General features: G+C 56.8%; 23 protein-coding genes. 12 read left to right on the top strand and 11 right to left on the bottom strand.

All coding sequences use genetic code 11. The annotated features are described in order from the left end of the window. Positions 1–224: 224 nt before the first annotated feature. Complete coding sequence (yaaA, locus tag PRJ_RS23035; protein WP_104962532.1) at positions 225–1,004, bottom strand: peroxide stress protein YaaA; 780 nt, start codon at positions 1,002–1,004, stop codon at positions 225–227. Positions 1,005–1,141: 137 nt separating this feature from the next. On the opposite strand from yaaA, the gene PRJ_RS23030 reads away from it, so the two are divergent. Together PRJ_RS23030 and PRJ_RS23025 are read left to right on the top strand one after the other, a co-directional pair. Then, positions 1,142–2,269 (top strand): polysaccharide deacetylase family protein, encoded by a 1,128-nt coding sequence (locus tag PRJ_RS23030; protein WP_104962531.1) that lies wholly within the window; start codon positions 1,142–1,144, stop codon positions 2,267–2,269. A 281-nt stretch (positions 2,270–2,550) separates the two neighbouring features. After that, complete coding sequence (locus PRJ_RS23025; RefSeq protein ID WP_003251772.1) at positions 2,551–3,945, top strand: PhoH family protein; 1,395 nt, start codon at positions 2,551–2,553, stop codon at positions 3,943–3,945. 45 nt (positions 3,946–3,990) lie between these two features. Here the strand turns inward: PRJ_RS23025 and PRJ_RS23020 are convergent, their stop codons facing one another. The 4 genes from PRJ_RS23020 to PRJ_RS23005 are packed head-to-tail and all read right to left on the bottom strand — an operon-like array spanning position 3,991 to position 9,562. Beyond that, complete coding sequence (locus PRJ_RS23020) at positions 3,991–5,196, bottom strand: MFS transporter (protein WP_158682572.1); 1,206 nt, start codon at positions 5,194–5,196, stop codon at positions 3,991–3,993. Positions 5,197–5,201: 5 nt separating this feature from the next. Continuing rightward, positions 5,202–6,746, bottom strand: a complete 1,545-nt coding sequence (locus PRJ_RS23015; protein WP_104962529.1) for a carbamoyltransferase C-terminal domain-containing protein — start codon at positions 6,744–6,746, stop codon at positions 5,202–5,204. Continuing rightward, complete coding sequence (locus PRJ_RS30460) at positions 6,727–8,463, bottom strand: class I SAM-dependent methyltransferase (RefSeq protein WP_256597878.1); 1,737 nt, start codon at positions 8,461–8,463, stop codon at positions 6,727–6,729. The genes PRJ_RS23015 and PRJ_RS30460 overlap by 20 nt, the downstream gene beginning before the upstream one ends. A 16-nt stretch (positions 8,464–8,479) precedes the next feature. Beyond that, positions 8,480–9,562, bottom strand: a complete 1,083-nt coding sequence (locus tag PRJ_RS23005) for a SagB/ThcOx family dehydrogenase (RefSeq protein WP_104962528.1) — start codon at positions 9,560–9,562, stop codon at positions 8,480–8,482. Between the two features lie 456 nt (positions 9,563–10,018). On the opposite strand from PRJ_RS23005, the gene moaC reads away from it, so the two are divergent. The 3 genes from moaC to moaE are packed head-to-tail and all read left to right on the top strand — an operon-like array spanning position 10,019 to position 11,183. Next, positions 10,019–10,489 (top strand): cyclic pyranopterin monophosphate synthase MoaC, encoded by a 471-nt coding sequence (gene moaC / locus PRJ_RS23000; protein WP_003251775.1) that lies wholly within the window; start codon positions 10,019–10,021, stop codon positions 10,487–10,489. Further along, on the top strand, positions 10,489–10,734 hold the full coding sequence (moaD, locus tag PRJ_RS22995) for a molybdopterin converting factor subunit 1 (RefSeq protein ID WP_003251777.1): 246 nt from the start codon (positions 10,489–10,491) through the stop codon (positions 10,732–10,734). The genes moaC and moaD overlap by 1 nt, the downstream gene beginning before the upstream one ends. Before the next feature lie 2 nt (positions 10,735–10,736). Continuing rightward, entirely contained in the window at positions 10,737–11,183 is a 447-nt protein-coding gene (gene moaE / locus PRJ_RS22990; protein WP_010952421.1) for a molybdopterin synthase catalytic subunit MoaE, read from the top strand. A gap of 194 nt (positions 11,184–11,377) precedes the next feature. Here the strand turns inward: moaE and rhlB are convergent, their stop codons facing one another. Together rhlB and PRJ_RS22980 are read right to left on the bottom strand one after the other, a co-directional pair. Continuing rightward, a complete protein-coding gene (rhlB, locus tag PRJ_RS22985; RefSeq protein WP_104962527.1) occupies positions 11,378–12,820 on the bottom strand; it encodes an ATP-dependent RNA helicase RhlB in 1,443 nt (480 codons plus the stop codon). A 100-nt stretch (positions 12,821–12,920) separates the two neighbouring features. Next, positions 12,921–13,577: an alpha/beta hydrolase gene (locus PRJ_RS22980; protein ID WP_104962526.1), complete on the bottom strand. Its 657-nt coding sequence runs from the start codon at positions 13,575–13,577 to the stop codon at positions 12,921–12,923. Between the two features lie 332 nt (positions 13,578–13,909). Here PRJ_RS22980 and PRJ_RS22975 point away from each other — a divergent pair, with 332 nt between their 5' ends. From PRJ_RS22975 to PRJ_RS22960, 4 genes are all read left to right on the top strand, one after another. Further along, positions 13,910–14,938, top strand: a complete 1,029-nt coding sequence (locus PRJ_RS22975; protein WP_010952424.1) for an amino acid ABC transporter substrate-binding protein — start codon at positions 13,910–13,912, stop codon at positions 14,936–14,938. Positions 14,939–15,005: 67 nt separating this feature from the next. After that, the gene (locus PRJ_RS22970; protein ID WP_104962525.1) at positions 15,006–16,184 is read left to right on the top strand and encodes an amino acid ABC transporter permease; all 1,179 of its coding nucleotides are present in this window, start codon (positions 15,006–15,008) and stop codon (positions 16,182–16,184) included. Positions 16,185–16,194: 10 nt separating this feature from the next. Beyond that, complete coding sequence (locus PRJ_RS22965; protein ID WP_010952426.1) at positions 16,195–17,292, top strand: amino acid ABC transporter permease; 1,098 nt, start codon at positions 16,195–16,197, stop codon at positions 17,290–17,292. 10 nt (positions 17,293–17,302) lie between these two features. Continuing rightward, complete coding sequence (locus PRJ_RS22960; RefSeq protein ID WP_003251792.1) at positions 17,303–18,067, top strand: amino acid ABC transporter ATP-binding protein; 765 nt, start codon at positions 17,303–17,305, stop codon at positions 18,065–18,067. A gap of 129 nt (positions 18,068–18,196) precedes the next feature. Here PRJ_RS22960 and algW read toward each other — a convergent pair whose 3' ends face one another. Further along, on the bottom strand, positions 18,197–19,357 hold the full coding sequence (algW, locus tag PRJ_RS22955) for a Do family serine endopeptidase AlgW (RefSeq protein ID WP_014592300.1): 1,161 nt from the start codon (positions 19,355–19,357) through the stop codon (positions 18,197–18,199). Between the two features lie 168 nt (positions 19,358–19,525). Between algW and PRJ_RS22950 the strand changes: the two genes are divergently transcribed. The 3 genes from PRJ_RS22950 (at position 19,526) to cysN (ending at position 23,343) form a co-directional block, all read left to right on the top strand. Beyond that, positions 19,526–20,284, top strand: a complete 759-nt coding sequence (locus PRJ_RS22950; RefSeq protein WP_020191611.1) for a Nif3-like dinuclear metal center hexameric protein — start codon at positions 19,526–19,528, stop codon at positions 20,282–20,284. Positions 20,285–20,507: 223 nt separating this feature from the next. After that, positions 20,508–21,425: a sulfate adenylyltransferase subunit CysD gene (gene cysD, locus PRJ_RS22945; RefSeq protein ID WP_003251799.1), complete on the top strand. Its 918-nt coding sequence runs from the start codon at positions 20,508–20,510 to the stop codon at positions 21,423–21,425. Positions 21,426–21,441: 16 nt separating this feature from the next. After that, complete coding sequence (gene cysN, locus PRJ_RS22940; protein WP_003251801.1) at positions 21,442–23,343, top strand: sulfate adenylyltransferase subunit CysN; 1,902 nt, start codon at positions 21,442–21,444, stop codon at positions 23,341–23,343. Between the two features lie 220 nt (positions 23,344–23,563). Here the strand turns inward: cysN and PRJ_RS22935 are convergent, their stop codons facing one another. From PRJ_RS22935 to PRJ_RS22920, 3 genes are all read right to left on the bottom strand, one after another. Beyond that, positions 23,564–23,833, bottom strand: a complete 270-nt coding sequence (locus PRJ_RS22935; RefSeq protein WP_104962524.1) for a bacteriocin immunity protein — start codon at positions 23,831–23,833, stop codon at positions 23,564–23,566. A 179-nt stretch (positions 23,834–24,012) separates the two neighbouring features. Beyond that, positions 24,013–24,273, bottom strand: a complete 261-nt coding sequence (locus PRJ_RS22925) for an IS66 family transposase (protein WP_010954796.1) — start codon at positions 24,271–24,273, stop codon at positions 24,013–24,015. A gap of 67 nt (positions 24,274–24,340) precedes the next feature. Next, positions 24,341–25,873 (bottom strand): IS66 family transposase, encoded by a 1,533-nt coding sequence (locus tag PRJ_RS22920; RefSeq protein ID WP_104962523.1) that lies wholly within the window; start codon positions 25,871–25,873, stop codon positions 24,341–24,343. Positions 25,874–25,883: the final 10 nt, after the last annotated feature.

The raw sequence follows: 25,883 nt of genomic DNA, 5'->3' as shown, positions 1-25,883 counted from the left end.
TTTTTCAGAATTCGTCAAAAAAGGTATGAACGGTCTTATGGCGTTTGGCGATAAAGGCGGGCGTGCTGGATTTTTGGCGTCGGTTTAATGGCGTTGTGGTGGTTTGCAGCGTGCCCTGTTGCAGGGCGAGAGGGGGGCATGGCTGTTGGCCTCTTCGCGGGTGAACCCGCTCCTACAGGTAGCGCATTACCTGTAAGAGCGGGTTTGGCCGTGAAGGGGCAGGGTCACTCCGAGGGGTGATCGCGCAGGAACACCAAATGGTCCGGCTTGGACTGCTCGGCACTGTAGTAGTACCCCTGAGCATCGAACTGCTTGAGCTGTTCCGGGGTGCTGATGCGCTGCTGGATGACGAAGCGGCTCATCATGCCGCGGGCTTTCTTGGCGTAGAAGCTGATGATCTTGTACTGGCCGTTTTTCTGGTCCTTGAAGTCGACGTTGATCACCCGGGCCTTCAGTGCACTGCGTTTCACTGCACTGAAATACTCGTTACTGGCCAGGTTCAACAGCACGTCATCGCCTTGGTCGACCAGGGCCTGGTTCAGCCATTCGCTGATGCGCGTGCCCCAGAAGGCGTACAGGTCCTTGCCGCGGGCGTTGGCCAGCTTGGTGCCCATCTCCAGGCGGTAGGGCTGCATCAGGTCGAGCGGGCGCAGCAGGCCATATAGGCCCGAGAGCATGCGCAGGTGGCCCTGAGCGTAGCTGAAGTCGTCTTCACTCAGGCTCTCGGCATCGAGGCCGGTGTACACGTCACCCTTGAACGCCAGCAGCGCCTGCTTGGCATTGGCCGGGGTGAAGTCTGGGGTCCAGCTGCCAAAGCGCGCAGCATTCAGGCCGGCGAGCTTGTCGGACAGGTGCATCAGCTCGCTGATCTGCGCCGGCGACAGTTCGCGCAGCTGCTGGATCAGGGCCTGGGATTCATCCAGGTACTGGGGCAGGGTGAAACGCTCGGTCACTGGCGGGGTGTCGTAGTCGAGGGTCTTGGCGGGGGAAATCACCGTCAGCATCGGGTCGGCTCCTGGCATCGTTGGCCGAGGATTCTACGGGGTGGGCGGTACAAGTCCAAACTATGGCGACGATAGTCACAGCCCATGGTCGGTGCAGGCGCTATAGTTCGCGTTTTGCCGTTGCGGAGCCTTCCACTGTGCGCATTGCTTCTGCCTTGCTGGCCGGCCTGCTGAGCCTGGCCGTGCAAGCCGCCCCTTCACCCCAGGTCAGCCTGGACCGCAGCCTGTGGCCCGAACAGCTGGACAGCCCGGCGCTGTTCGATGTGGCCTCTCGGGCAGAAATCCTTTCGTTCGCTCAAGCGCTGCACGAAAGCGAGTTGCTGGATGACGCAAGCCTGGCGGCCCGGCTGGGGTTGCGGCAGATCAACCTGCAGAAGGTGCGCCAGGTTCGGGCGCGCATGTGGCAGCGGTTGTGGGAGGGGTATCAACAGGCGCAGCGCAGCTGTGAGCAGGATGCATCATTCTGCTACCCGGTTACGTCCATGGCGGAGTTGCGCACAAAAGCGGCGACGTTCGCTGCCGATGTCGGTGCGTTCTATACCGGCTGGATCGAGCCGAGCCACCAGTTCCATGTCCGCTACCTGGATGAGCAACTGCGCAAGGCGGCGTTGCTGCCGCAGACCAGCAGCGAAATCGAGCGGTTGTCTTCGCGTGAGCGCAAGGGTGACGAACTGAACGACCGCATGTTCCTGCTGACCTTTGTCGGCGGGCCCGGGCCCGAGGGGGGCAGTACGGATCTACTCACCGACTACCTGCGCCGACAAAAGCTCGAAGGCACGTTCTTCACGCTCGGTAACCGCTTGCAGCAACGCCGTGATGGCGCGGCGGCAAACGCCTTGCGCCAGCTCTATGACGGGCAGTGCGTGGGTATCCAGGGGTGGGAATACCGCTCCCATGCGCAGTGGACCGACTGGCAGGATTCGCTGCGGCGCAGCCAGGCGCGGGTGCAGGCTGATCTGCCCGAGCAGTACCTGCCGCTGTTCCGCCCACCTTATGGCCAGCGCCGGGCTGACGGCGAGGCGTTCATGGTCCGCCAGCAGTTGCGGGTATCGTTGTGGGACATCGATGCCCAGGATGACGGTGCATTGAGCGCAGAGGCATCCGCACAGCGCGTATTGACCCTGATGCTGTTGTGGCGCAAGGGCGTGATCCAGTTTCATGACAGCCTTCCCAAGGCGCAGCCGGCGGTGGATTGGCTGCTGCGCAATACCGCGCAAAGCGGCATCGGCTGGGAGGATTGCCGGGAATATGGATACCGCGAATAGAGGGTATGACTTCTGAGCGTAGTCCCCTCTGACGGTGGCGCCAAGGCCTCTTCGTCAATCGGAAAAATAAACTTCAAAAATGCGTAAAAGTGCTTTTTTCGGTCATGGTTTTTGCGGTATGAAGAAACCAGACAGCCGATTCCTGCAGCACAGGTGGCGTCATCCAGGCCCACCTAGCCAGGTTCGCTTCCCGCCCGTAACAACGCGGATACGGGGACAGCGGCAGTCACTCTGCGGCGTAACAGACCACGCCGTGTGGCTTCGACATAAGGTGACCGAGTATGGATGACCAAGGACGCAACCCTTCCTCCAGCAAGCCAATCCTGTATGTGCTCGATACCAACGTCCTGATTCACGACCCTAACGCGTTACTGAACTTCGAGGAGCACCATGTCGCCATCCCGATGACGGTGCTGGAGGAACTCGACAAGCTCAAGACCGGCAAACAGAGTATCGCCGCCGAATGCCGCCAGGCCATCCGCCTGATAGACCAGACCCTCGGTGACGCTTCGCCCAGCGATGTCGAGCAGGGCGTACCGATCCAGCGCAACAAGAGTGGCCCCAAGGGGTTCCTGTCCATCCTGATGACCCCGCGCAACGAGCCGAACAAGCTGCTGCCGGAAAACCTCAACGACAACATCATCATCAACCAGTTGCTCGAAGTCCGGGCCCGGCGCACCGACTTGGATGTCGTGCTGGTCACCAAAGACATCAACATGCGCCTGAAGGCGCGCGCTTGCGGTATAGCCGCTGAGGACTACAGCACCGACCAACTGGTCGATGACGTGTCCTTGCTGTCCAAGGGCTACCATTCGGTCACCGGCTCGTTCTGGGACCGCGTGAGCAAGGTCGATACCCGCCAGGAGCGCGGCCGCACCTGGCATCGGGTGCAGATGATCGACAACCTGCCAGCCGTGCACGTCAATGAGTTCATCATCGATGAGCAGGGCTTCGTCGGGTGGATCAAGGGCATTCGTGACGACGAACTGCTGCTGCTCGACCTGCACCAGGAGCCGCTGCTGCACCAGGAAGCCTGGGGCCTGAAACCACGCGACATTCACCAAAGCCTGGCGCTGTTTGCCCTGCTGGACCCGGATATCCACCTGGTGAACCTGACCGGCGCCGCCGGCTCCGGTAAAACCATCCTGGCACTGGCTGCGGCCATCGAGCAGACCATGGTCAGCAAGCGCTACCGGCGCATCATCGCCACCCGCAGCGTGCAGGGGCTGGACCAGGAGATTGGCTTCCTGCCGGGTACCGAAGCAGAGAAGATGGAGCCGTGGCTGGGCGCCATCACTGACAACCTCGAAGCTTTGCACATGGATGACGAAAGCACCCATGGCAGCGTCGAATACATCCTTGAGCGCGTGCCGCTGCAGTTCAAGTCGCTGAACTACATCCGTGGCCGCAGCTTCCAGCAGAGCCTGATCCTGATTGACGAGTGCCAGAACCTGACGCCGCACCAGATGAAAACCATCATCACCCGTGCCGGCTCCGGGTCCAAGGTGGTCTGCCTGGGCAACCTGGCGCAGATCGACACCCCCTACCTGTCCGCGACCAGCTCGGGCCTGACCTACCTGACCGAGCGCTTCAAGGACTTCCCCCACGGCGTGCACATCACCCTGCAGGGCGTGCCTCGCTCGGTGCTGGCCGAGTACGCCGAGTCGCATTTGTAAGAGTGATGCTCTCAGTTGCAAGCCTGTTTACAGGCTTGCAACTTTTTACGAGGCACCGAGTGTTTCATGTGCTAGATAGTAGATGTGTAAAATGCCAGCGCTGATGAGTGTCAGCAATCCAGCTGTCATGATGACGCTGGCTGTACTCGTTATGCCTGCTAACCATGCGCCTGCGGCTGGCAGGACAATGAATAAGGAAATTGAACAGCTTCTCGCAGTGGAAAATGCTCTTCCTAGAATTTTACTTGGGCATTTAATTTGGAGAGTGGAAGTGAAACCTTGAGAGGTGAGTCCATAAGCAAAGCCTGCGATCAGAAAGAGAATCGGGAATGAGTGAGGTTTAACTATTTCAGGATTTAAACCCGCAATGGCTACAATGCATAAGCAAACGCCAAAAATTGATGAGGCGACTGTCGCACAAACTAAAAAATGTCGTCGGTAAAGTCTGGGGAAAGCAAGTCCAGCAATAATCCCCCCGATTGCCGTCGCGCTCACTACTTGACCGAAAGAAGTAGAGCTTAAACTCAGCTCCTTCATAAAAAGGCTTAGCAGAGAGTCATAGATGCCCAAGGCCGTCGATTGAATAAGCATGCATAATAGAAATGCTTGAACAGTCGTCTGAGAGACAAAAAAATTGATCACCTCGCGTAGGTTGGATTGTTGTTTTGTTTTTCCGCGTCTACCGGTGTGTATATCTCCTGACTTCAATAGCCAGACAAAAAACAATCCATTGATGCTGATGGCTGCAGAAATTAAGAAGCCGTAAGTACTATTGCTCCAGTTGATTGATAATCCAGCGGCAAGTGGTGCTATTATTTTTATGGTCTGATCAGTGATACTAACTAGTGACGTGTTTTTTATTATGCTTTCAGGGGGTAATAGCCTAGCTGTTAGTACGATCTCAGCTGGAGTTGAACCTAAGTTTGATAGGCCCTTTAGGGTTATAAAGAATAAAAATATATTCAAATCTACAGCGTGTGAAAGACAGGTCGCGGTAATTGCTCTAATACAAAAACTGACTGCTACTATTGCGCGTGGTGAATAGCGGTCTGGTAATGATCCAATGTATGGGCCCAATATGAGCGAGGGCAGGCCATAAAGCGCTGCCGCAAGTGCTAAAGTTTGTGCTTGTGCATTAAATATAAAAGTGAGCGTAGAAAATATTAGAATAAAGTCAAGCCATACGGTAGCAGAGCTACATAGCCGTATTCCGTACAGGTAGAAATACTGGCTGGTTGCCAACCTTTGCATTATCATTACTCCGCTTTTGTATACATCATGTCGTCAATGACGAATGTAGAAATATCGTTGTTCGTGCAGAATTTCTCTAAATCAGATCTATTGTTGATGAAGCCTGCACCACTGAAGTTGAGTGATGTATTGCATAAGACACCGATGCCACTAATTTTTTTAAATGTCGCTAAGAGGGTGTAGAGTGTGGGGTTATCCTCATAGGCTACGGTCTGAACACGAGCGGTGCCGTCTGCGTGAGTAATAGCTTGGAGTCTTGTATTAATAACTTTGTAGAATGACAGCATATATTTGCTAATTTTACAGTCTTCGAAATGCAGCGGAGCATCTTGCTCTAAGCAAATGGGAGCTACAGGTCGGTAATCTTCTCTTTTTTTTATTTTGTTCAGTTTTTGAGTGGTGACTTTAGAGAACGGGGATGCCAAAATCGAGCGGTTTCCTAACGCTCTCGGCCCGATTTCACAACGCCCTTGCACCCAGCAGACTATTTCACCTGCAAGAATTTTTTTACAAATTATATGGAGTTGGAGTGAGGATGAATTGTAGGAGGAGCTAGTAGAACTTCGATTATGTAAGAAAGGCTGACCCGAGTAGACGCTCCAGTTTAGGCCGCATCGTCCAGTCAAAAGTTTTTGCGCAAGCGCAGCTGCCCCGATAGCCACACCGGTGTCATTAGTGCATGGAGGTACGAAAACATCCGAAAACAAGCCGCAATCTTCCCATTGTTTGTTCCAGTCGCAGTTCAATCCACACCCGCCAGAAATTAATAATGGGATTCTCTTTGTTATGTGTGGTAGTGTTTTTGACTTTATATGCTCGAATAATGTGTTGGATATTTTTCTTGCAAGATTGCAGAAGGGTTGAGTGTGCGGCCCTATATTATAGTATTTAGAGGTTATAAAGTCTGCTTTACAAAAAGTATCTATCGGAGAGGAACAATTGATTAGATAGTCGAGCATGTGTTGTTCGTCGCTGCTCGTTTGAGAATTTTCACCAAGACCAGCAAGCGCCATCATTTTTCCAGCGTCACCCAGGCGGCAATATCCTTTAGGAAGGTTGAAGTGAGGGTCAGCAATTCCAAATGCGAAGGAGTATCTAAGGCCAGGGCTTTGAATAATATTTTGAAGGAGTTGTACATGTAGGTCTTTGTTGATGTAGTAGAGGTTGCCAATAAAGCCTTCCAATAAAAGAACATAACAGTCACTGATGTCAGCGTGTTTTGATAGTGCGTAAGAACATATGATGTGCGAAAGTTCGTGGCTGCAGTATATTGATGTCGTATTGCTGTTTTGTTCGATATTGTAGTCTAGCCCAAGGTATCCCCCGTCGATCGGACTATTTCGTGGGTCATGTCCCTTCGCCCACCCACTTACAGCGATCGCATCATATTCATTGTTGATCGTTGTAAGAGCTTTTAATAGGTCGCTAGGGGAATTGGCTGAGTACCGCGGATTGCTGTTTTTTTCAGCTTCGTAACTGAATATTAAATTGCCGTTTTCAATTAGACAAATCTGACCATCGTGACCGATGTTATAGCTTAGGATTCGCATGGTTATTCCTTGGTTTAACCCAGAATAGGTACATGTTTGAAAATGTTGTGGGGTTTGTTTCTTCGAATAAGTGCCACTTCCGCAGGAGGGATTTCAAGTCTGTTCTACTATTGAATTTAGTAAAGGAGGGGGCTTGAATTAAATTGTTTTCGAACCCACAGAAGTCTAGATTGTAGGTTTGAAGGAGGTCATAGATTCTTTTTAGGGTATAATTATCTTCATGGGGGTTGAATAAGAGATCCATGCACCCTTGGTGAGAGTAAAAGTCTCTCGACCAGATGATGCTCTCCAGCTCTTCTGGATGTTGAGTGACCGCAAGCCTTCTGATTGCTGTGAGATTTTTTGGAGAGTACGTTATGTTATGTTCGGTGCATTTGTTTTTTAATGTGTCAATGGGGGTTCTGGCTATTTTGCTATAAAGGCCTAGTTTTAGAATTCCGTTTTTATGGAGTGCCATTAATAAAGGTTTGATGCCTTTATGAGGTTGCTTAAAGTGATGTAAGACTCCAATGCACTCAATTATGTGAAACTTTATTTTGAGATTTGCTATGTCGAATATGCTGCAGTGTATGAACTTGGCGTTTTCAATGTTGTGATTTTGTTTCATGAAATTTGCATATCTCAGGCTTGATAAGCTTATGTCTATTCCATATATTTCAGCGTCTGGATAGTTGAGAGCCATCTGAATTGCATGGCGGCCAGTACCGCAACCGGCAATGAGTATCTTAATCTTGCGCGAAGGATTTTTTTTATTGTTTAACCCGGTTCTATAAAGGTAATCATAAATCGTGCCAGGTGTGTGATTTGGTAAATATGTCCACTTAGGATAAGGGTTTGATTCGTAGAATGACCTTAGAGGGTCTAAAGAGGCTTTGTGGACAAGCTTATTAAGTGAGCGGTTTTGTCCTCTCGGTTTTTGGATAGCTAATTTTGATGTGGTCTGTTTGTTTGAAATGAATTGGTTGAACTCACTCCGGTCTGTGTTGAAAGCGTGTTGCGATAAGTGATGTTGAGCGTCAATAACTGTGGAAAGCAACATGTTATTTTTTTTATCGATCTGAGCTAAGTGTGCTTTCGATCGCTCAAGTAATATTTCAAGTATAGGATTGGTTATGATGTGGGTGGTTAGAAGTTGAAGTGAAAATTCCTTTTCGAAAAGATGCGTTGCCAGTATAGAAGGCCAATAGGGGAGGGATGTATCTACTGTTGACTCTGTCAGTAGATTTCTATAGTAAAGGTGTGACAATAATTCAAGGTCAATTTTTTCGATCGTGTAAATTTTTTCTAGAGTTATTAGTGTCCTCCTGTTGTGGCTGCTTACGTAAGCGTTGGATAGCAGGTCGAGATATTTCACTGCGGTCTCATAGCAAGCGTTGCCTTCTGTCTCTATAGCTTTTTCGTATGCCCAGATACCCAGTGATATATCTTTTGTAGTAGTGCATGCACGAGCCAGATTTTTGTAGTAAATGTCAGCATTCTTTGTTCCGCTATTTAGTAGCGAGCAGGCTCTTCTATATAGCTCGGTGGACCTTTCTATTTCTCCAAGTTGTTCGTGAAGGGCGCCGAGATTGTTAAGTGTCTTAATGTTATGGTTGTCGAGTTCGAGGCTTTTCTTATAAGCGTCTGCTGCAAGGCTAAGATGTTGATTGATGAAAAAATCATCACCTTTTTTCCGTTCGATTTCGGAGGCTTCGCAGTGCTGTTGGCTATCGTTCATATAACACGCCTAGCTCCTAAATTAGTTTTTGCATATTTGGAGATATAGGGTCTGAATAGCCAGCGCCGCTAGCCATGACGAAGATGGAGTGTTCGTTTATACCGTCTACCTCCAACAGTTTGTTAAGCATGTCGTCGATAAAGTATCCGCTGAGCCATGTGTCTAACTTATACGCGGTTGCGGATAAGTTGAAGGTCTGAGAAAGATGGCCAACGTCCAGTAGAGCGGAGCGGTAGGCTCTTGAATGAGGATATTTCCACCAGAGCTTGTCAAATCTAGACGTCATTACAATCAGGAAGGATGCCTCTGTTGCGAATGTCTGATGGCATAATGTTTTACTCAGGTCGACAATGTCATGCTTAACGAGGGACAGTGAATGGTCTTGTGGTCTGTAATGGTAAATACCTTTCTGTAGCCCCTTTACATTGAGTGCAATCAGATAAGCTTCAGTGGCTTGCAGGCATCCAGCGCTAGGTGAAGAGCGCCTATAGCCAATAGTTTTGATTCCACGTCTGGCTAATGCGTCTTCATGAGTGTCACCGTGGAACTTGCCAAAGGTCGCGAATAGTAAGTCGGAAACAATATGTACGTCGGTTTCTATGTTTTTAAAGTGGCGGCTGGTTTTTCTATTTTTTAATGTGTTCAATAGTGATGCTTCAAGCTGCAGTAAACTTGGGTTTGGTAAGTTTGTTATGGCTCCATCTCGCTCTATGTGAATCGAAGGCATGTTGGCTGCGATACTTTCGCAAAAGTCAACATAGGCAGCCTCTGGGTTTTCTGAATCCTTGGAGAGGTCGCAGGGGAAATTGTGTTTAGTGCCTAAATGGAATATTTTTGCGATTTCGTCCCATCCCCATTGTTGTGGTTTTTCAAAATCGGTTTTTGTCGTTGCTAACTCTAGGATGCCGGCATCTATAAGGTCTTCATCGATATTGTCAACGGCGGCTCGGGGCTCCGAAAATGTTGTTAATTCGTAAATCCTATCGAGATATTTATGGTCGTAAATTTGGTATTGCTCGCCATTTGTCAAATTCCATAGTGCGAATACGCCTTTTTTAATCGTAAAAATGACGTCTTCATTGATCTTGTATTTTTTCATTATCTGCTCGTTTTCATTTCATTAAGTCCTGGGCAGCCGCGCACTGCCCAGGTTGTGGGTTTAGTCTACCAACGCTTGTACATGATCAAATCGAGCAACAAGGATATGATAGGCATTGTTGGACAAAGCACTGAGGTGGCTCTGCAATGTGATTTTTTTCATTGTTAGTTCCTCGTTTGGTTGTGGAAGTCTGATTGACTTCGTAGGTAAGAATAATTTCCATGCATTGAAAGTCAATCGCGTGGAGGTGTAGGAAAGTTCTACGAGAAGGGTAGGAGTTTTCCGTGGTAATAAGTGCTTTTATTTCATGAGGTTGAATGTTCTTTACGCACTAACGAACATCCATAGTCTTGAATGTTTTTTCACAGGTTACGTGCGATTCTCAAAGGCGAATTTTTTCTGCAAAAACCTGACCTACAGGTTTAAACTTTGGGTTCCCTTCACAGGAGCAGAGCAGTGCTGACACATCTTGATTCCCAGGGGCGGGCCAACATGGTCGACGTCACTGAAAAGGCCGTGACCGAGCGCGAGGCTACCGCCGAGGCGCGGGTGCGCATGTTGCCGCAGACCTTGCAGATGATCGTCGACGGTGAACACCCCAAGGGTGACGTGTTCGCCGTGGCGCGCATTGCCGGGATACAGGCGGCGAAAAAAACCAGCGACCTGATTCCGCTGTGCCACCCGCTGATGCTCACCAGCGTCAAGGTCGAGCTCAGCGCCGAGGGGCAGGATGCCGTGCGTATCGTCGCCCGCTGCAAGCTGGCCGGGCAGACCGGTGTGGAGATGGAGGCGCTGACCGCCGCCAGCGTGGCCGCGCTGACGATCTATGACATGTGCAAGGCTGTGGATAAAGGTATGGTCATCGAGCAGGTGCGCCTGCTGGAAAAACTCGGTGGCAAGAGTGGCCATTACAAGGTGGAGGCGTGATGAAGGTCAAGGTGATGTACTTCGCCCGTTACCGCGAACTGTTGGGCGTGGATGCCGAGCGGGTGGAGGGGGCGTTCAAGGTGCTCGATGATGTGCGCCAGGCCTTGGTAGCCAAGGGCGGGCAGTATGAAGTGCTGGCCGAGCAGAACCTGATGTGCGCGCGCAACGAAGAGCTGTGCAAGCTCGATGAACCGCTGGAAGAGGGCGATGAAGTGGCGTTCTTCCCGCCGGTGACCGGAGGCTGAACATGGCTGTGCGAGTGCAGGAAGGCGCGTTCGACCCGGGGGCTGAGACCAATGCCATGCATGCAGCCAATGTGGGCGTGGGCGCGGTGGTCGGTTTTGTCGGCTATGTGCGGGATTTCAACGATGGCCGCGAAGTGGCGGGGATGTTCCTCGAACACTATCCGGGCATGACCGAAAAGGCCCTGGCCAAGATCGTGGTCGAGGCCGAGCAGCGTTGGCCGCTATTGAAGGTGGAGGTGCTGCACCGCATCGGTGCGCTGGAGCCGGGCGAACCGATTGTGTTCGTGGGGGTGGCCAGTGCCCATCGGCAGGCGGCGTTCGATGCCTGCAACTTCATCATGGACTACCTGAAGACCCGGGCGCCGTTCTGGAAGAAGGAGAATACCCAGGAAGGGCCAAGGTGGGTGGAGGGGCGGCAGAGTGACCAGGATGCGGCGGGGCGCTGGTAATCAAGGCGCCACCGGTCGCCTGTAGGAGCGGGTTTACCCGCGAAAGGGCCGGGCCTGCTGGCCAATCTCCACCCGCCGTTCACCGTTGCCGCCACTACCGTATTCGCGGGTAAACCCGCTCCTACAGGGGGGGCTTGTGTGGCGATTGGGCCGCACAAGGCCGCTCCCACAGGGCGCATGTAGCCCGCTGAAGGTCAGTGATGCTTGCGCGGCACCGGCTTGAGCAGTTCATCCGGTGGCATCTCGCACTTGATCTTGCGCCCCAGCAGCGCTTCGATCGCCGGCAGCTGATACGAGTCATCCTCACCGGCAAAGCTGATCGATACACCACTGGTGCCGGCACGGCCGGTACGGCCAATGCGGTGCACGTAGTCGTCAGGGTCTTCCGGCAGGGTGAAGTTGATCACGTGGCTGATGCCATCGATATGGATCCCGCGCCCGGCCACGTCGGTGGCCACCAGCACGGTGATGCGCCCTTCGCGGAAGCTCTCCAGGGTTCGGATGCGCTTGTGCTGCGGCACGTCGCCCGACAGCTGGGCCGCATTGATACCGTCGCGTACCAGCTTTTCCTCGATGCGCCGCACTTCGTCCTTGCGGTTGGCGAACACCATCACCCGTTCCCACTTGTTCTGGGTCACCAGGTTGTACAACAGTTTGTACTTGTCGCTGCCGGCCACCGCATACACGTGCTGCTCCACCGTTTCGCTGGCCACGTTCTCCGGCTCGATCTCGACGATGGCCGGGTTGGTGGTCCACTGCTTGGCCAGGTTCATCACATCGTCGGTGAAGGTGGCGGAGAACAGCAGGGTCTGGCGCTCGCTTTTCGGCGGTGTCTGACGAATGATTTGGCGGACCTGGGGGATGAAGCCCATGTCGAGCATGCGGTCGGCTTCGTCAAGCACCATCACCTCGACCATGTCCAGGTGCACTTCGCCGCGCTGGTTGAAGTCCAGCAGGCGGCCCGGGGTAGCCACCAGGATATCGCAGTGGCGCGCTTCCAGGGCTTTGAGCTGTTTGTCGAAGTCCATGCCACCGACGAAGCTCATCACGTTCAGGCCGGTGTACTTGGTCAGGGCAGCGGCGTCCTTGGCGATCTGCACCACCAGCTCGCGGGTGGGCGCGATGATCAGCGCGCGCGGCTCGCCCATGTAGCGCTCTTTAGGCGGTGGCGTCTGCTGCAACTGGGAAATGATCGAGATCAGGAAGGCGGCCGTCTTGCCGGTACCCGTCTGGGCCCGGCCGATGGCGTCCTGGCCACGCAGGGTGTAACCCAGGACCTGCGCCTGGATCGGCGTGCAGTACGGGAAGCCCAGGTCGTGGATGGCGTGCATCAGCTCGTTGGACAGCTTGAAGTCGTGGAAGCGGGTTTTGCCTTCCTGTGGCTCGACCACAAAGTCTTCGGGCTTCCACAGGCTGGCCTGTGGCTTGGGCTTGCGTTCGCGGCGCGGTTTGTCCTTGGCCGGTTGTTCGGCAGGTGGCGTCGCGGCGGCAGGTTGCTCGGCCTTGGGGGCGGGGTTGGCATGTGGTGCGGCCGGTTTTGCCGCGTGCTGGGCTTCCGGCGTCACGCTGGCAGCAGGAGCGGCGGCTTGTGGCGCGGCCTCTCCCTTGCCGAATATTTTTCTGAGTGCTTTGAGCACGGTCGTCTCATCAACTGATTAAGGAATGTACGCCGGGCAGTGTAATGCAAGATCCGGGCGCGGCGTAGCGGAATACGCCCACAACTACAAGCGAGGCTGCCTATTGCAGCTGCTTGCTCAGCCAGTCGTGGATATCGTTCAGTTCTTCGACCACCACTTCGTGTTCCATCGGGTATTCGTACCAGCGGGCAGCGACGCCCCAGGTATTCAGGTACTCGAAGGCGGTACGGCCCATGGACGGGATGACCACCGAGTCATGCACGCCATGCAGGCACAGGGCCGGGGTGCGTTGCTGGCAGGCACTCAACTGGTGCTGGTCATTGAAGGTGGGGGCATAGGTGGACAGGGCGATCACCCCGCCCAGTGCTTCCTGCCACTTTATATAGGCAGTGTGCAGCACCACCGCACCGCCCTGGGAGAAGCCGGCCAGGAAGATCCGCGACAGGTCGATGCCTTTGGCCTGCTCGGCCTTGATCAGGGCAACCACCTGCTCGGCAGATTCTTCCAGCTGCGCTTCGTCGATGGCACGGGCCGGGGTCATGGCCTTGATGTCATACCAGCTGGGCATGGCATAGCCGCCGTTGATGGTCACGGGGCGGGTCGGTGCCTGGGGCATGATGAAGCGTGTGCTGAGCAAGCGCTCCTGCATGAATTCGGCCACAGGTAGGAAGTCGTAACGGTCGGCCCCCAGACCGTGCAACCAGATCACACAGGCGTCAGCGGTTTTCTGTGGTTCGAGAATCAGCGGGTTGGTCATGACTGCTCCGAAAGTGTGCGGGTCTTGTTATGGCGTGCGTGAAAAGAAAGCACCGGAAATGATTGTCGGAAAAAGAATGTCGCAACGATACAACTTTTCCTACTTGACGAGCGCTTAAACGCTACAGCCAGAAAATTTGGTACGCGGTTTGCAACTACACCTGTGATGCAAAGGGCAGGCCGTGACGGTAACACCCTCTGCACGCGAAGGCTGTCACAGAACAGTCCATTGCGCCAATTGACCCAATAACAAGCCAATACGGGTCGGATACGCCTCAAAAGGGTGCGGTGCAATTCCGGCTCGATACAACAAGAGCGATTTGGAGGTTGTGAATGAAGATGTTGAAAACCACCCTGGCAGTCCTGACCGCTGCCGCCGCGCTGGGCGCCGTGAGCACTGCCCAGGCCGGCGCCACCCTCGATGCGGTAAAGAAGAAGGGCTTCGTCCAGTGTGGCGTGAGCGACGGTCTTCCAGGCTTCTCGGTACCTGATGCGCAGGGCAAGATCGTCGGCATCGATGCCGATGTCTGCCGTGCCGTGGCCGCCGCCGTGTTCGGCGATGCCACCAAGGTCAAGTTCAGCCAGCTCAACGCCAAGGAACGCTTCACTGCCCTGCAGTCGGGTGAGGTCGACGTGCTGTCGCGTAACACCACCTGGACCAGCTCGCGCGATGCCGGCATGGGCCTGGTGTTCGCGGGTGTCACCTACTATGACGGCGTCGGCTTCCTGGTCAACAAGAAGCTCGGCGTTTCCAGCGCCAAAGAGCTCGATGGCGCGACCATCTGCATCCAGGCCGGTACCACCACCGAGCTGAACGTCTCGGACTTCTTCCGCGCCAATGGCCTGAAGTACACCCCGATTACCTTCGACACCTCTGACGAGAGCGCCAAATCGCTGGAGTCTGGCCGTTGCGACGTGCTGACTTCGGACAAATCGCAACTGTTCGCCCAGCGCTCCAAACTGGCCGCGCCGACCGAATACGTGGTGTTGCCGGAAACCATCTCCAAGGAACCGCTGGGCCCGGTAGTGCGTAAAGGCGACGAGGAGTGGTTCAGCATCGTCAAGTGGACCCTGTTCGCCATGCTCAATGCCGAAGAGGCGGGCATCACTTCCAAGAACGTCGAGGCCGAGGCCAAGGCCACCAAGAACCCGGATGTCGCCCGACTGCTGGGTGCGGATGGCGAGTATGGCAAGGACCTCAAGCTGCCCAAAGACTGGGTAGTGCAGATCGTCAAGCAAGTGGGTAACTATGGCGAAGTGTTCGAGAAGAACCTGGGCCAGAGCACTGACTTGAAGATCGACCGTGGCATGAACGCCCTGTGGAACAACGGCGGCATCCAGTACGCGCCTCCAGTGCGCTGATGGCTGCACCCTGCGGCGGCATCCCGCCGCCGCAGGCTGTTCGAATCCCTACTGTCCGGGGCACTTCATGCAAAATCAAATCGGCGCACCCAAGGGCTTGTCCCTTAACGATCCGCGTGTGCGCGCGTGGCTGTTCCAGATCCTCACGATCGTCTTCGTGGTCGGCCTGGGCTGGTACCTGTTCCACAACACGCAAACCAACCTGCAACACCGGGGCATCACCTCGGGCTTCGACTTCCTCGACCGCAGTGCCGGCTTCGGTATCGCCCAGCACCTGATCCCTTATGTGGAATCCGACAGTTATGCGCGGGTGTTCGTCATCGGCCTGCTCAATACGCTGTTGGTGACCTTCATCGGCGTCATTCTGGCGACGATACTGGGCTTCATCATCGGTGTGGCTCGCCTGTCACCGAACTGGATGATCAACAAGCTGGCGACCGTCTATGTGGAAACCTTCCGCAACATTCCGCCGTTGTTGCAGATCCTGTTCTGGTATTTCGCCGTGTTCCTGACCCTGCCGGGACCGCGGGGCAGCATCAACATCGAGGACATGTTCTTCATCAGCAACCGTGGCTTGAACATGCCTGGCGCGTCCATGGCCGATGGCTTCTGGCCATTTGTGGTGGCTTTGGCGCTGGCCATTGCCGCTATTGCCCTGATGGTGCGCTACGCCAACAAGCGTTTCAACGAGACCGGCGTGCCGTTCCACAAGTTCTGGGCGGGGCTGCTGCTGTTTCTCGCCATTCCGAGCCTGAGCGTGCTCTTGTTCGGCAGCCCGGTAACTTGGGACATGCCGCAGCTCAAGGGCTTCAACTTCGTCGGGGGCTGGGTGCTGATCCCCGAGCTGCTGGCGCTGACCCTGGCGCTGACTATCTATACGGCAGCCTTCATCGCCGAAATCGTGCGCTCCGGCATCCGTTCGGTCAGTCATGGCCAGACCGAAGCGGCTCGCTCGTTGGGCCTGCGCGAGGGCCCGACCCTGCGCAAGGTGATCATCCCCCAGGCACTGCGGGTGATCATTCCGCCGCTGACCAGCCAGTACCTGAACCTGGCGAAGAACTCTTCGCTGGCGGCCGGTATCGGCTACCCGGAGATGGTCTCGCTGTTCGCCGGTACCGTGCTCAACCAGACCGGCCAGGCCATCGAGGTGATCGCCATCACCATGAGTGTCTATCTCGCCATCAGCATCAGCATTTCGCTGCTGATGAACTGGTACAACAAGCGCATTGCGCTGATCGAGCGGTGAGGATACGCCCGTGAATGCCCATGTTTTCAAACCCGATATGCCGCCACCGGTGAAAACCGTCGGCGTGCTCGCATGGATGCGTGCCAATCTGTTCTCCAGCTGGCTCAACACGCTGTTGACCCTGTTCGCCATCTACCTGGTGTGGCTGATCGTGCCGCCGTTACTGCAGTGGGCGTTGATCGATGCCAACTGGGTTGGCACCACGCGTGCCGATTGCACCAAGGAAGGCGCCTGCTGGGTGTTCGTGCAGCAGCGCTTTGGCCAGTTCATGTACGGCTATTACCCGACTGAACTGCGCTGGCGTGTGGACCTGACCGTGTGGCTTGCCGTGCTCGGCGCCGCGCCGCTGTTCATCAAGCGTTTCCCGCGTAAGGCCTTCTACGGCCTGGGCTTCCTGGTGCTGTACCCGGTGCTGGCCTACACCCTGCTGCACGGGGGGTATCTGGGCCTGGAAAGCGTACCGACCAGCCAGTGGGGCGGGCTGATGCTGACCCTGGTGATCGCCACCGTGGGCATCGTCGGCGCCTTGCCGCTGGGCATCCTGCTGGCACTGGGCCGGCGTTCGAGGATGCCGGCCGTGAAAGTGGTGTGCGTAACCTTCATCGAGTTCTGGCGGGGCGTACCGCTGATCACCGTACTGTTCATGTCGTCGGTGATGCTGCCGTTGTTCCTGCCAGAAGGCATGAGCTTCGACAAGCTGCTGCGGGCGATGATCGGTGTGATCCTGTTCCAGTCGGCGTATATCGCCGAGGTGGTGCGCGGCGGCCTGCAGGCCATCCCCAAGGGCCAGTACGAAGCCGCCGCGGCCATGGGCCTTGGCTACTGGCGCTCGATGGGGCTGGTGATCTTGCCGCAGGCGCTGAAGCTTGTGATCCCCGGCATCGTCAACACCTTCATTGCCCTGTTCAAGGACACCAGCCTGGTGATCATCATCGGCCTGTTCGACCTGCTCAACAGCGTCAAGCAAGCAGCCGCAGACCCCGCCTGGTTGGGCATGGCCACCGAGGGCTACGTGTTCGCCGCCCTGGTGTTCTGGATTTTTTGTTTCGGTATGTCCCGCTACTCCATGCATCTGGAGCGCAAGCTGGACACTGGCCACAAGCGTTAGGAGTTTCGAAATGAGTGAAGCGATCAAGCAGCCTGCTGGCCCCGAAGGCATCATCCAGATGCAGGGTGTGAACAAGTGGTACGGCCAGTTCCATGTGCTCAAGGACATCAACCTGAACGTGCGCCAGGGCGAACGCATCGTGCTGTGCGGGCCGTCCGGCTCGGGCAAGTCCACCACCATCCGCTGCCTTAACCGCCTGGAAGAGCACCAGCAAGGGCGCATCGTGGTCGATGGCGTGGAACTGACCAACGACCTCAAGCAGATCGAGGCCATCCGCCGCGAGGTGGGCATGGTGTTCCAGCACTTCAACCTGTTCCCGCACCTGAGCATCCTGGAGAACTGCACCCTGGCGCCGATGTGGGTGCGCAAGATGCCACGGCGCAAGGCCGAGGAAATTGCCATGCACTACCTGGAGCGTGTGCGGATTCCGGAGCAGGCACACAAGTACCCTGGCCAGTTGTCTGGCGGCCAGCAGCAGCGTGTGGCCATTGCCCGCGCGTTGTGCATGAAGCCCAAGATCATGCTGTTCGACGAGCCGACCTCGGCACTGGACCCGGAAATGGTCAAGGAAGTGCTCGATACCATGGTGGGCCTGGCCGAGGATGGCATGACCATGCTCTGCGTGACTCACGAAATGGGCTTTGCCCGTACCGTGGCGAACCGGGTTATCTTCATGGACAAGGGCGAGATTGTGGAGCAGGCCGCGCCGGATGACTTCTTCGACCGGCCGCGCAGTGATCGGACCAAGTTGTTCCTCAGCCAGATCCTGCATTGATGCTGTTTGGGCTGCGCGGCAGCCCTTCGCGGGCACGCCCGCTCCCACAGGTTTAGCGCTGGCTTTGGAGCCTGCGTAATTCCTGTGGGAGCGGGCGTGCCCGCGAAGGGCCGCAACGCGGCCCTGGGTTTATTTCTCTTCCTGGCTGGCAGCCGGCGCCGGTGGCGGCCGCAGCCCCACCTCGGCGATCAGCTTCAACTGCTGCCCGTTGCGCATCACCTCGATGGTGATCTTCTCGTTGGGCTTGATCCGCGCTACCTGGTTCATCGACTTGCGCCCGTCGCCGGCCGGCTCGCCATTGATGCTCAGGATCACGTCACCCAGGTGCAACCCGGCCTTGGCCGCGGGCCCTTCGCGGAAGATACCCGCCACCACGATGCCTGGGCGGTCCTTCATGCCGAACGATTCTGCCAGCTCCTGGCTCAGTGGCTGTACTTCGATACCCAGCCAGCCACGGATCACCTGGCCGTGTTCGACGATCGACTTCATCACCTCCAGTGCCAGTTTTACCGGGATGGCGAAGCCGATGCCCTGCGAGCCACCGGACTTGGAAAAGATCGCGGTATTGATGCCGATCAGGTTGCCATTGGCATCCACCAGCGCGCCACCGGAGTTGCCCGGGTTGATCGCCGCGTCGGTCTGGATGAAGTCTTCGTAGTTGTTCAGCCCCAGCTGGTTGCGGCCAGTGGCGCTGATGATGCCCATGGTCACAGTCTGGCCGACGCCGAACGGGTTGCCGATGGCCAGCGACACGTCGCCGATGTGAATAGTGTCGGAACGGCCGATGGTGATCGCCGGGAGGTTCTTCAAGTCGATCTTCAGCACCGCCAGGTCGGTTTCCGGGTCGCTGCCGATCACGCGGGCCAGGGTTTCGCGGCCATCCTTCAGGGCTACGACGATCTGGTCGGCGCCGCTGGTGACATGGTTGTTGGTCAGCAGGTAGCCCTCTGGGCTCATGATTACCGCCGAACCCAGGCTTGATTCCCAGCGGCGCTGTTTGGGCAGGTTATCGCCGAAGAAGCGGCGGAACTGCGGGTCTTCGAACAGCGGGTGGGCGCTTTTGTTCACCACCTTGGTGGTGTACAGGTTGGCCACCGCCGGGGCGGCCAGGGTCACGGCGTCGGCGTACGACACCGGGCCTTGCATGATCCGGGTAGTCTGTGGCGCTTGCTGCAGGTTGACGTCCTGGCTGGGCAGCCCGACCCATTGCGGAAAACGCTGGATGATCAGCATGGCGATCAGTATGCCGGTAAGCAGGGGCCAGCCGAAGTAACGCAAAGCCTTGAACATGAACGAATCCTGGAAAGAGCAGGGGCCAGCGGCCTGGCAGTGGGGCATGAGCGCGCGCGATCATACACCGGTTCCCCCAGTGACAGCGACGGCCCATAATGGCCGGCATTATACGGGCGTTCGTCAGGCGTTGCGCCCGAGAAAAGCGCAGTTTTCGAGGAGATTTTCATGGCCGTCGCTCTAAACACCCTGGTCGAGGAAGCCGAGCGTTACCTGGGCAGCGCGAAGATCCAGGATTATTGCCCAAATGGCCTGCAGGTCGAAGGCCGGCCGCAGGTCAGCCGTATTGTCAGTGGTGTTACCGCCAGCCAGGCATTGCTGGATGCCGCGGTCGAGGCCGAGGCCGATCTGGTGCTGGTGCACCATGGTTATTTCTGGAAGGGCGAGAACCCGTGCATCACCGGCATTCGCCAGCGTCGCCTGAAGACCTTGCTGAATAACGATATCAGCCTGTTGGCGTTCCACCTGCCCTTGGACGTGCACCCGGAAGTGGGCAACAACGTGCAGCTGGCGCGGCAACTGGAGATCACTGTCGAAGGGCCACTTGACCCGGAAAACCCCAAGGTGGTCGGCCTGGTCGGTTCGTTGGCCGAGTCGATGACCGCGCGCGATTTTGCCCGGCGGGTGCAAGAGGTGCTGGGGCGTGAGCCGTTGCTGGTCGAAGGCGATCAGATGATCCGCCGGGTGGGCTGGTGCACCGGCGGCGGGCAGGGCTATATCGACACGGCGATTGCCGCCGGGGTCGACCTGTACCTGACCGGCGAGGCGTCCGAGCAGACCTACCACAGTGCGCGCGAGAATGGCGTCAGCTTCATTGCTGCCGGGCACCATGCCACTGAGCGCTACGGGGTGCAGGCACTGGGCGATTACCTGGCACGACGGTTTGCCGTGGAGCACCTGTTCATCGATTGCCCGAATCCCATCTGAAGGCGGTATCGCCCCCTTCGCGGGTGAACCCGCTCCTACGCGCGGGCCTCGTAGGAGCGGGTTCACCCGCGAAGAGGCCGGCCCTGCCAGCCCAAACCCCCAGTCATATCGTTAGACTTTTTCGATCTAGCCAGCCTCCTAAATAGAAGCAGCTGCTGTGATAAAGTGGTTCGCTCGAACACGGCCCGCAGGCCGTCCATAAGATCGTTTTTCGTGAGTAGCCATGGTCGACAAACTGACGCACTTGAAACAGCTGGAGGCGGAGAGCATCCACATCATCCGCGAGGTGGCCGCCGAGTTCGACAACCCGGTGATGCTGTACTCGATCGGCAAGGACTCCGCCGTGATGCTGCACCTGGCGCGCAAGGCCTTCTTCCCGGGCAAGCTGCCGTTCCCGGTGATGCACGTCGACACCCAGTGGAAATTCCAGGAGATGTACAGCTTCCGCGACAAGATGGTCGAGGAAATGGGCCTGGAGCTGATCACCCACGTCAACCCCGAGGGTGTGGCGCAAGGTATCAACCCGTTCACCCATGGCAGTTCCAAGCACACCGACATCATGAAGACCCAAGGCCTGAAGCAGGCGCTGGACAAGCATGGTTTCGACGCTGCCTTCGGCGGTGCGCGCCGCGACGAAGAGAAGTCGCGGGCCAAGGAACGTGTGTATTCGTTCCGTGACAGCAAGCACCGCTGGGACCCGAAGAACCAGCGCCCCGAGCTGTGGAACGTGTACAACGGCAAGGTCAACAAGGGCGAGTCGATCCGCGTCTTCCCGCTGTCGAACTGGACCGAACTGGACATCTGGCAGTACATCTACCTTGAAGGCATCCCGATCGTGCCGCTGTACTTCGCCGCCGAGCGTGAAGTCATCGAGAAGAACGGCACCCTGATCATGATCGACGACGAGCGCATCCTCGAGCACCTCTCCGAGGAAGAAAAAGCCCGCATCGTCAAGAAGAAGGTGCGTTTCCGTACCCTCGGCTGCTACCCGCTGACGGGCGCTGTCGAATCGGAAGCCGAGACGCTCACCGACATCATTCAGGAAATGCTCCTGACGCGCACTTCCGAGCGCCAGGGCCGGGTCATCGACCACGATGGCGCCGGTTCCATGGAAGACAAAAAACGTCAGGGCTACTTCTAATTTTCAGGGTTACTCCATGTCGCACCAATCCGATTTGATCAGCGAAGATATCCTCGCTTATCTGGCTCAGCACGAGCGTAAAGAACTGCTGCGTTTCCTCACCTGCGGCAACGTGGATGACGGCAAGAGCACCCTGATCGGGCGCCTGCTGCACGACTCCAAGATGATCTACGAGGACCACCTCGAGGCCATCACCCGCGATTCGAAGAAAGTCGGCACCACCGGCGAAGAAGTCGACCTGGCGCTGCTGGTAGATGGCCTGCAGGCCGAGCGCGAGCAGGGCATCACCATCGATGTCGCCTACCGCTACTTCTCCACCGCCAAGCGCAAGTTCATCATCGCCGACACCCCGGGCCATGAGCAGTACACCCGCAACATGGCCACCGGTGCGTCCACCTGCGACCTGGCGATCATCCTGGTCGATGCCCGCTACGGCGTGCAGACCCAGACCCGTCGCCACAGCTACATCGCGTCGTTGCTGGGCATCAAGCACATCGTGGTCGCGGTCAACAAGATGGACCTGAAGGGCTTCGATGAAGGCGTCTTCGAGTCGATCAAGGCCGACTACCTGAAGTTTGCCGAAGCCATCAACCTGACCCCGAGCAGCCTGCACTTCGTGCCGATGTCGGCGCTCAAGGGTGACAACGTGGTCAACCACAGCGAGCAATCGCCGTGGTACGCCGGCCCGACGCTGATGGAAATCCTCGAAACCGTCGAGGTTTCGGCCGACCGCAACTTCACCGACCTGCGTTTCCCGGTGCAGTACGTCAACCGTCCCAACCTGAACTTCCGCGGCTTCGCGGGCACCATCGCCAGTGGCGTGGTGCACAAAGGTGACGAGATTGTCGTGCTGCCGTCGGGCAAGAGCAGCCGGGTCAAGTCCATCGTCACCTACGAAGGTGAACTGGAAAACGCCGGCCCAGGCCAGGCCGTGACCCTGACCATGGAAGACGAGATCGACATCTCCCGTGGCGACCTGCTGGTACATGCCGACAACGTCCCGCCGGTCACCGACCAGTTCGACGCCATGCTGGTGTGGATGGCCGAGGAGCCGATGCTCCCGGGCAAGAAATACGACATCAAGCGTGCCACCAGCTACGTGCCAGGCTCGATTGCCAGCATCACCCACAAGGTCGATGTGAATACCCTGGAGCAGGGCGCTGCCAGCGCGCTGCAGCTGAACGAGATCGGCCGCGTCAAGGTAGCCCTGGACACCTCGATCGCCCTCGACGGTTACGACAGCAACCGCACCACCGGTGCGTTCATCGTCATCGACCGCCTGACCAACGGCACCGTTGGCGCCGGCATGATCATCGCCCCGCCAGTGTTGCCACACGGCAGCACCGGCCATCATGGCAAGCAGGCCCACGTGTCCACCGAAGAGCGCGCCCTGCGCTTCGGCCAGCAGCCAGCCACCGTGCTGTTCAGCGGCCTGTCGGGTGCTGGCAAGAGCACCTTGGCCTATGCCGTTGAGCGCAAGCTGTTCGACATGGGCCGTGCGGTGTACGTGCTCGATGGCCAGAACCTGCGTCACGACCTGAACAAGGGCCTGCCACAGGACCGCGCTGGCCGTACCGAGAACTGGCGCCGCGCCGCCCATGTGGCGCGCCAGTTCAACGAAGCCGGCATGCTGACCCTGGCTGCGTTCGTGGCCCCGGATGCCGAAGGCCGCGAACAGGCCAAGGCGCTGATCGGCAAGGAACGCCTGGTGACCGTTTACGTCCAGGCCTCGCCGCTGGTTTGCCGCGAGCGTGACCCGCAAGGCCTGTACGCTGCCGGTGGCGACAACATCCCGGGTGAAAGCTTCCCGTTCGATGTGCCATTGGATGCTGATCTTGTGATTGACACCCAGGCCACCAGCGTGGACGAGGGCGTGAAACAGGTGCTGGACGTGCTGCGTCAGCGTGGCGCGATTTAAGCGCTAGCCTGAAAAAAAAACCCGCTTCGGCGGGTTTTTTTATGCGCGTAGTCCTGGTTTGTGTGGTGCCTGTAAGAGCAACTGCCTTGCTGACAATCTGAAAGTTTTCACAATCAGTGTAGGAGCGGCTTTAGCCGCGAACACCGGCAAGGCCGGTGCCTTGCACCGCCGTTCCCAAAGGTTCTTCGCTAGCCTCAGAGCTGTATCCAGACCCGGGCGGCTAGCTATCTTTAATTCTGAACACTGCGAGCCCCTTTGAGGCTCTCCATTCCAAGATGCGCGCCATGACCTGCTCGGAGCATCTTCCCCGTCCCTTGTCGGGGCTATAGATAAGGTCGGCGCCATCAGGATGCTCAACCACATGGATAAAATGCTCCAGCAATCGGTCCTGCGAATCACGCGAGCCTGTCGCCTGAATCAACGCCCCAACAATCGACCGGAACTCACCGTGGGTGTAGTCGGTGAGGCTGTGCTTCAAGCTGATTACCATGTTGTCTCCGAAGAAAGCGCGTATTGCATAGCGCTCATGATCCGCAGGTTTTCAGCGTCGTACATCAGCCCACCCCACTCGGGCGGGTTCAGGTGGCATATCTGATACGAGCGCAGTCCCTTTGCCGTTTCATGGTAAGCGATCCATAAACCCAACCCGTTACATGAAGGACGGGAAAATCAGGTATTCGAGTCGGGCACCTGCCCCGCTTGACTCTTCAACCCGAACAACTGGTCAGCTAGCTGTCGGCCTCGCTCCAGCCCCTCCGCCGTCAACCAGATAGATTTGTTTCTATTAACTGGATCACTGATGAAACCCTGTTCATGCAGTCGATTCATGATCTCGAAGTCAAATCCTTTCCACGCGTTACCTTTGTCGGAGCTATAGGCTGCCAACAAGGCAAGCACTGCGTCTTCAATCAGTTTTTCGTCGTATTCCATGGTCGTCACCCCGCTCTTGTCCTTCAGCGCTTCGTAGGCCCCATCTGACCCACGATGGGGGTAGCACTTAACTATGTATTTTAGGCTTGCAATTCCACGGCAGCAGCGCTTCGTAGTCTTCCACGGAGGACGCCTGCGGCAGGCGCTCTAGTGCGTGGCGCAGCCACGCATAGGGCTCTTGGCCGTTGGCTTTGGCCGTCTCGACCAGGCTGTAAAGTTGCGTACTGGCCGTCGCCCCTCTGGGCGTGTCACTGAACAACCAGTTCTTTCTGCCGATGACAAACGGGCGGATCGCGCGCTCGGCAGCGTTGTTGTCGATCGGCAAGTCTCCTTGCTCGACGTAGCGTTCTAACTTGCTCCAGTTGCTGGCCAGATAGCCGATGGCTTTACCCAACGCATTCTGGCTCGTGACCTGGGGCTGCGTTTTCTTTGTCCAGCTTTTCAACTGGGCCAGCACTGGTTGACTGCGCGCTTGGCGGGCCAGCTTGCGATCTTCATCGCTGCCTTCCTTAAGGTCGCGCTCGATGCCATAGAGCTTGTTGATCAAATTCAGTGCGATGTCTGCCCGCCCAGTTTTACCCTTGGGCTGCACTTTCTGCGCTTCGACGAACTTACGACGTGCGTGCGCCCAGCAGCCCAACCGCTCCACGCCGTCCTGTGCAGCCAGCGCGTTGTAACCGGCGTAGTCGTCGGTCATGACATAGCCGCGATAGCCGTCCAGCAGGCGCACCGGCACCTCCTGCGCTCGGCTGGTGGCGTAGTCGAAAAGGATCACCGGGCGATCAGGTAGGCCGCCGGTTTGTACCCACATCCAGGATTGGCTGCTGGGCTCACGCCCCGGCTCTTTCAACACCTGCACACGTGTTTCATCACAGTGGATGATCCGACTGTTCAACAGGCTTTCGCGCATCAGATTCAGCAGCGGCTGAAAGTGCTCGCTGCATTGAATCACCCAGCGTGCCAGGGTTTGGCGCGGGATATCGATACCGTGACGCCCCAGCACTTTTTCGAAGCGGTGAAGCGGCAAGCCGTCTACGTATTTGGTGGTCAGCAGCATGGCCAGCACACTCGGGCTGGCCATGCTTTTCTCGATCATCTGGGCGGGCTTGTCCGCCGTTACGGGCGCTGACTCGCAGTCCCGGCAGCCGTACACCTTGCGAACATGTTTGATGACGCGAATCTGCATCGGGACGATTTCAAGTTGTTCGCTGACTTCTTCACCGATGGCATGTTTACGGCAGCCACAAGCGCAGGTCAGTTCATGCTCGGGCAGTTCGTGGACAACTTCGATACGCGGCAAATCAGCTGGCAGCGGCTTGCGCTTGCCACGGCGTTTGGTTGGCGCAACGACTTCCTCGTCGTCAGCCTCATCCAAGGGCTCGGCCAGGCTTTCCGCTTCGTCGAAGAGTGGCAACTGTGGTGTCGCCGCATCGCCAGTCTGCTCGGTCTTGCGCCCGAACAAGCGCTGGCGCAACAGCGCAACTTCCTCTTCGAGATGAACGATCTTGCCCTTGTCGGACGCGCGCTCGTGGATCATCTGCTCAAGCAGTTGCTTGAGCAGAACAGGATCGTCAGGGAGGTTTTCGGGCATGGAAATCATGCCGCGGATT

The organism is Pseudomonas sp. XWY-1 (genome assembly GCF_002953115.1).
Classification (GTDB): domain Bacteria; phylum Pseudomonadota; class Gammaproteobacteria; order Pseudomonadales; family Pseudomonadaceae; genus Aquipseudomonas; species Aquipseudomonas alloputida.
Note: the sequence above shows the minus strand (reverse complement) of the source record. Positions and strands in the feature narration are given on the sequence as shown.

Coding starts and splice junctions, on each gene's coding strand:
- PRJ_RS22975 (WP_010952424.1), top strand. CDS start 13,910: ATGAAGATGTTGAAAACCACCCTGGCAGTCCTGACCGCTGCCGCCGCG.
- yaaA (WP_104962532.1), bottom strand. CDS start 1,004: ATGCTGACGGTGATTTCCCCCGCCAAGACCCTCGACTACGACACCCCG.
- PRJ_RS23015 (WP_104962529.1), bottom strand. CDS start 6,746: ATGCGAATCCTAAGCTATAACATCGGTCACGATGGTCAGATTTGTCTA.
- PRJ_RS23005 (WP_104962528.1), bottom strand. CDS start 9,562: ATGAAAAAATACAAGATCAATGAAGACGTCATTTTTACGATTAAAAAA.
- PRJ_RS22925 (WP_010954796.1), bottom strand. CDS start 24,273: ATGGAATACGACGAAAAACTGATTGAAGACGCAGTGCTTGCCTTGTTG.
- PRJ_RS23020 (WP_158682572.1), bottom strand. CDS start 5,196: ATGCAAAGGTTGGCAACCAGCCAGTATTTCTACCTGTACGGAATACGG.
- cysD (WP_003251799.1), top strand. CDS start 20,508: ATGGTCGACAAACTGACGCACTTGAAACAGCTGGAGGCGGAGAGCATC.
- PRJ_RS22960 (WP_003251792.1), top strand. CDS start 17,303: ATGAGTGAAGCGATCAAGCAGCCTGCTGGCCCCGAAGGCATCATCCAG.
- moaE (WP_010952421.1), top strand. CDS start 10,737: ATGGCTGTGCGAGTGCAGGAAGGCGCGTTCGACCCGGGGGCTGAGACC.
- PRJ_RS22970 (WP_104962525.1), top strand. CDS start 15,006: ATGCAAAATCAAATCGGCGCACCCAAGGGCTTGTCCCTTAACGATCCG.
- cysN (WP_003251801.1), top strand. CDS start 21,442: ATGTCGCACCAATCCGATTTGATCAGCGAAGATATCCTCGCTTATCTG.
- PRJ_RS30460 (WP_256597878.1), bottom strand. CDS start 8,463: ATGAACGATAGCCAACAGCACTGCGAAGCCTCCGAAATCGAACGGAAA.
- algW (WP_014592300.1), bottom strand. CDS start 19,357: ATGTTCAAGGCTTTGCGTTACTTCGGCTGGCCCCTGCTTACCGGCATA.
- PRJ_RS23025 (WP_003251772.1), top strand. CDS start 2,551: ATGGATGACCAAGGACGCAACCCTTCCTCCAGCAAGCCAATCCTGTAT.
- moaD (WP_003251777.1), top strand. CDS start 10,489: ATGAAGGTCAAGGTGATGTACTTCGCCCGTTACCGCGAACTGTTGGGC.
- PRJ_RS22980 (WP_104962526.1), bottom strand. CDS start 13,577: ATGACCAACCCGCTGATTCTCGAACCACAGAAAACCGCTGACGCCTGT.
- PRJ_RS22950 (WP_020191611.1), top strand. CDS start 19,526: ATGGCCGTCGCTCTAAACACCCTGGTCGAGGAAGCCGAGCGTTACCTG.
- PRJ_RS22935 (WP_104962524.1), bottom strand. CDS start 23,833: ATGGTAATCAGCTTGAAGCACAGCCTCACCGACTACACCCACGGTGAG.
- PRJ_RS22920 (WP_104962523.1), bottom strand. CDS start 25,873: ATGATTTCCATGCCCGAAAACCTCCCTGACGATCCTGTTCTGCTCAAG.